The organism is Kitasatospora sp. NPDC048545, from assembly GCF_040651155.1.
Taxonomy (GTDB): Bacteria; Actinomycetota; Actinomycetes; order Streptomycetales; family Streptomycetaceae; genus Kitasatospora.
Window position 1 is genome coordinate 1 of record NZ_JBEZIQ010000135.1, and the last position, 4,106, is coordinate 4,106.

Here is a 4,106-nt window from a genome sequence, read left to right on the forward strand (position 1 = left end):
GCCTGACCGGGACGCGGGGGGGGGGGGGGGGGGGTTTTGGGCCGCGCCCCCGGCGCCCGGCGGGGGCCCCGGGGGGGGCGGGCCCCGCGCGGCGTCGTCGCCCCGGCCGTCGTTCGGGTCGCGGCCGGCGCCGCCGTTCCGGCCGTGGTCAGGACGCGCAGTCCCGGCAGATGGGCTGACCGTTCTTGTCCTCACCGGCGAGTTGGGCACGGTGGTGGACCAGGAAGCAGGTCATGCAGGTGAACTCGTCCGCCTGCAGGGGCACGACCCGGACCGTGAGCTCCTCCCCGGAGAGGTCGGCGCCCGGGAGTTCGAGCCCTTCGACGGCCTCGGGCTCCACGTCGACGGCGGAACTCTGCTTGTCGTCGCGCTGGCTCTTCAGGGCCTCGATGCTGTCGTCGCTGCTCTCGTCGCCGGTGTCGCGCGGGGCGTCGTAGTCGGTTGCCAAGGTGTTCTCTTCTCCTCAAGGGTTCGCATTGTGGCGGGCGGGTCGGGCCGGCCGGCCCGCAGGGTACCGGCCGGACACGTGCTCGTGTCCGATCCCGCCCGTGGCGCACCACCATCCCATTGTCGCGCCTGCTCGGCGTGCGAATGCTCCCCGTGCCACGGCCGCCCCGCCGCCGGCCGGCCGCCGGGGCGCTCCGCGTCGGCCGGGCGGCGGCGGGGGAGGGCGCTCCGGTGCGGTTCTCAGACCAGCCGGCTCAGCGGGACGGGTGCGGTGAAGGTGACGCCGTCCTGCGCGATCTGGTGCATGGTCAGGGCCGTTCGGTCGGCGGTGACCTGGAGGCTCAGTCCGGTGAAGGCGGTCGCGGCGACCAGCCGCCACCGCTGGACCTCGCCCGGGCGCAGCCGAAGGGTGGGGTTGACGGTGCCGTTGACGGTGAGGGTGGACGGGACGCCGGTCACCCAGCTGCCCGTGGTGCAGGCCGGGACCGTGCCGTCCTTGAGCTTGAGTTCGTTGATGCAGACCACGACGTCGGCGGCCGCCCTGATCTCGGGGACCTCGTCGACGTCGCCCTCGACGACGATCACTCCGGCCATGCCGCCGACGATCTGCTCGGCGGTGGAGCCGTGCAGGTGGGGGTGGTACCAGTAGGTGCCGGCGGGCTGGTCGGCCGGTACGTGGACGGTCGTCACCTCCCATGACCCGGCAATCTGGATCGGCTCGGCCGCGCCGACCGGGTGGCGCGCCGCGGGTGCGGCCGGTGGGTGCGGCCGGTGGGTGCCGGCGGCGGGGGTCGCGGGCGGCGGGTGCGGCGTGTGGGGTCGCGGACAGCCCGTCCTCCGCGGGGGAGTCCGGGAGGTGGTGGTCCGGGATCCGCGCTGCGACGCGGTGCGGATCCCGGACGGACGGAGCGGGAGAACGGCCCCGGTCCGGGCGCCTCGTTACGGGAGGGTGACCGTGCCCGGCTTCGCGTTCAGGCCGTGCAGGCAGAGGGTGTACTTCTCGTCGCGCCGCTTGTAGGTGAAGTAGCCGTCGGCGTCGGGGTACTTCCGGCACACGGTCTCGCCGTCGACGGTGTCGTCCTCGCGGCTCACGACGCGGGCCTCGGCCCGCGCGTCGGAGCAGGGGACCACGATGACGTCGGGGTTCTTGTCGACGGCACCGGGCACCAGGACCGGACTGTTGTTGTGGATGCAGTCGCCCGCCTTGGCGAACTCGGGGTCGCCCTTCTCGATGAAGACGATCAGCGAGATCAGGATCACCGGGATGAGCACGCCCAGGATCGTGGGCCGCAGGTACACCGGCTTGCCGGGGTCCATCGGCGGGCGCGGCGCGCCGGGCACGGGCTCCCGCAGCTTGTTGATCTTCAGCCGCTGCGGGATGTTGATCAGCATGATGATCGGGTTGACGATCATCGAGGGAATGCCCCACCAGCCCTGCCAGAGGCTGTCGGAGGTCATCTCGCGGTGCGTGGCGATGCCGCAGCTGCGGCAGAACGGCCCCTGGCGCTTCAGGTACTTCAGGATCACGATGAGGCCCAGGTGCCCGCGGATGGTCGCGTCCACGGCGGGGACGGAACCGCAGTACTGGCAGCCGAGCTGCCCCTCGCCGTAGCCGGGCAGCTCCGGGGCCGCGGCCTCGGGCGCGGCGGGTGCGCCGGAAGCGGCGGGCTCGGCGGGCTCAGCAGGCGCGGCGGGCTTGGTGAGTGCGACAGGTTCAGCGGGCTCGGCGCCGTGGGGCAGCTCGGCGGACTGAGTGGAAATGGTGAATCCCCCGTGACGATCAAGAGTGTGTGACTCCGCAACCTACCGCCGCTCGAACATCAGGACGGTCGATCGGGGCCTCCGCGGACGAAAGGTCGCCGAACCGTGATCACAAATCAGTCGATCGGTGCCGAAACTCCTCGGGTGCGAACCGGAGCTCGCTGACCTGCGGCGATCGTGCGCTTCGGGCGGCGGGCCGGGCGGCGAGCGGCGCGGTCGGCGCGCGGGGCCGGTCGGCCGTACCGGATGCGGCGGGCGCACCGGCGGAACCTCCGGTCGGCTGACGCACCGTCCGGACGCAGTCTGAGAATCGGATGATCCATGAGACGGAGGCGAACTCCGGTGGGATGCTGTGACCTTGGTCCGACCACCGCACCGATCCGGGGGAGCCACCTGTGCCATTGTTCGGCAATCGCAAGAACCTTCCGAAGCCGCTCTGCGACGAACACGGCCCGTGCAAGGCACTGGCCGCGATCTCGGTCTTCGAGGTCCGGGACCGGCTCCGGCTCCTGGTCACCCCGACCCGCGGCCTGGGCCCCGACCCCATGGCCCGGCAGATCGACGACGAGCTGTCGGTCGTCCTGTGCGTGAACGGCGGGAAGCGGGGCGGGAAGACCGAGGCCCTGTCGATAGCCGAGCACGCCGCCGACCAGTGGAGCGTCAGCCGGGCGGAACTCTGGGAGCGGGCCTTCGCCAACCTGGCCACCGAGCAGCTCAACCGACAGTCGTTCAACGCGACCAACGGCGACGTCCTCTACGCCGTCAACGGGACCGGGGTGTGGCCCGGCGCCGCCCAGGCACTGCGCCTGGAGACCGCCCTGGGCGTGGCCGAGCTGCCCTTCGGCGCCCTGGTCACCCTGCCGACGAGCAACGCGTTCTGCGCGGCGCCGATCCGGACCGGCTCGTCACTGAACGCGATCCGGTTCATGATCGACGTGTCGAAGCAGCTCCAGATCAACGATCCGGCCCCGCTGACCTCGTCGATCTTCTGGTACCGGGACGGCTGGCTGGAGAACCTGAACGTCGGCGACAACGGCATGATGCGGCCGTCCGCCCGCTTCCGGGACATGGCGAACGGCCTCCCCACCGGCTGAGCCCCGTCGGCTGGTCCTCGTCCGGCCGTTCACGTGGCGTGCCCTCTCGGCGCGCCCTCCTCCCGGTTGCCGCCGCCCGGCGCACGGCCCAGATTGGCAGGGACACCGCCCGCGCGGGCGCCCTCCTCGGCGCCGCGCCCGGCGGGTGGGCCGACAGGACGGCGTGGAGAGGTGCGGCGATGAGCACGGTGGAGGAGTCGATCGACGTGGACGTGCCTGTCCGCGTCGTCTACGACCAGTGGGCGACCTTCGAGGACTTCCCGAAGTTCATGGAGGGCGTGGAGGAGGTCAGGCAGCTGGACGACCGCCACGCCCACTGGCGGACCAGGATCGCCGGACTGTCCCGGGAGTTCGACACCGAGATCGTCGAGCGGGTGCCCGACGAACGGGTCGCCTGGCGCACCACCGGCGAGAGCGTGAAGCACACCGGCACGGTCGACTTCGAACCGCTCGGCGCGAGCCGGACCCGGGTCCGGATGACCATGGTGTTCCAGCCCACCGGCCTGGCCGAGAAGGCCGCCGACAAGCTGGGGGTGCTCGGCGTCCAGGTCCGGGGCGACCTGCGCCGCTTCAAGCGGTTCATCGAGGACCTCTCGGCCGGGACCGGGTCGGGGCCGTCGCCGGAGGACGGCTGACCGCTGACCGCTGACCGCTGACCGCTGACCGCCGGCAGGTGGTGCCGGGGACTGGGTCCGCACCAGGCACCACCCCCGGTCCCGGGGGGGCCGGGGGGGGGGGCCGCGGGGGGCCGCGGGGGGCGGCCGCGGGGGGCGCAGGGCCGGGGGCGGGCCCCCCCCCCCCCCC

Annotated in this window: 5 protein-coding genes; 2 read left to right on the forward strand and 3 right to left on the reverse strand. The window is 72.9% G+C overall.

From position 1 onward, the window contains the following. Positions 1–148: 148 nt before the first annotated feature. The 3 genes from AB0D10_RS45805 to AB0D10_RS45815 form a co-directional block, all read right to left on the reverse strand. Entirely contained in the window at positions 149–448 is a 300-nt protein-coding gene (locus AB0D10_RS45805; protein ID WP_360268914.1) for a DUF4193 domain-containing protein, read from the reverse strand. A gap of 239 nt (positions 449–687) precedes the next feature. After that, positions 688–1,341: a multicopper oxidase domain-containing protein gene (locus AB0D10_RS45810; protein ID WP_360268925.1), complete on the reverse strand. Its 654-nt coding sequence runs from the start codon at positions 1,339–1,341 to the stop codon at positions 688–690. 45 nt (positions 1,342–1,386) lie between these two features. Continuing rightward, positions 1,387–2,010, reverse strand: coding sequence for a hypothetical protein (locus AB0D10_RS45815; protein ID WP_360268916.1), 624 nt, complete (start codon positions 2,008–2,010; stop codon positions 1,387–1,389). A gap of 593 nt (positions 2,011–2,603) precedes the next feature. Here AB0D10_RS45815 and AB0D10_RS45820 point away from each other — a divergent pair. Both AB0D10_RS45820 and AB0D10_RS45825 read left to right on the forward strand, forming a co-directional pair. Then, positions 2,604–3,302, forward strand: a complete 699-nt coding sequence (locus AB0D10_RS45820) for a hypothetical protein (protein WP_360268919.1) — start codon at positions 2,604–2,606, stop codon at positions 3,300–3,302. 179 nt (positions 3,303–3,481) lie between these two features. Further along, the gene (locus tag AB0D10_RS45825) at positions 3,482–3,937 is read left to right on the forward strand and encodes an SRPBCC family protein (protein WP_360268922.1); all 456 of its coding nucleotides are present in this window, start codon (positions 3,482–3,484) and stop codon (positions 3,935–3,937) included. The last annotated feature ends 169 nt before the right edge of the window (positions 3,938–4,106 follow it).

Coding starts and splice junctions, on each gene's coding strand:
- AB0D10_RS45825 (WP_360268922.1), top strand. CDS start 3,482: ATGAGCACGGTGGAGGAGTCGATCGACGTGGACGTGCCTGTCCGCGTC.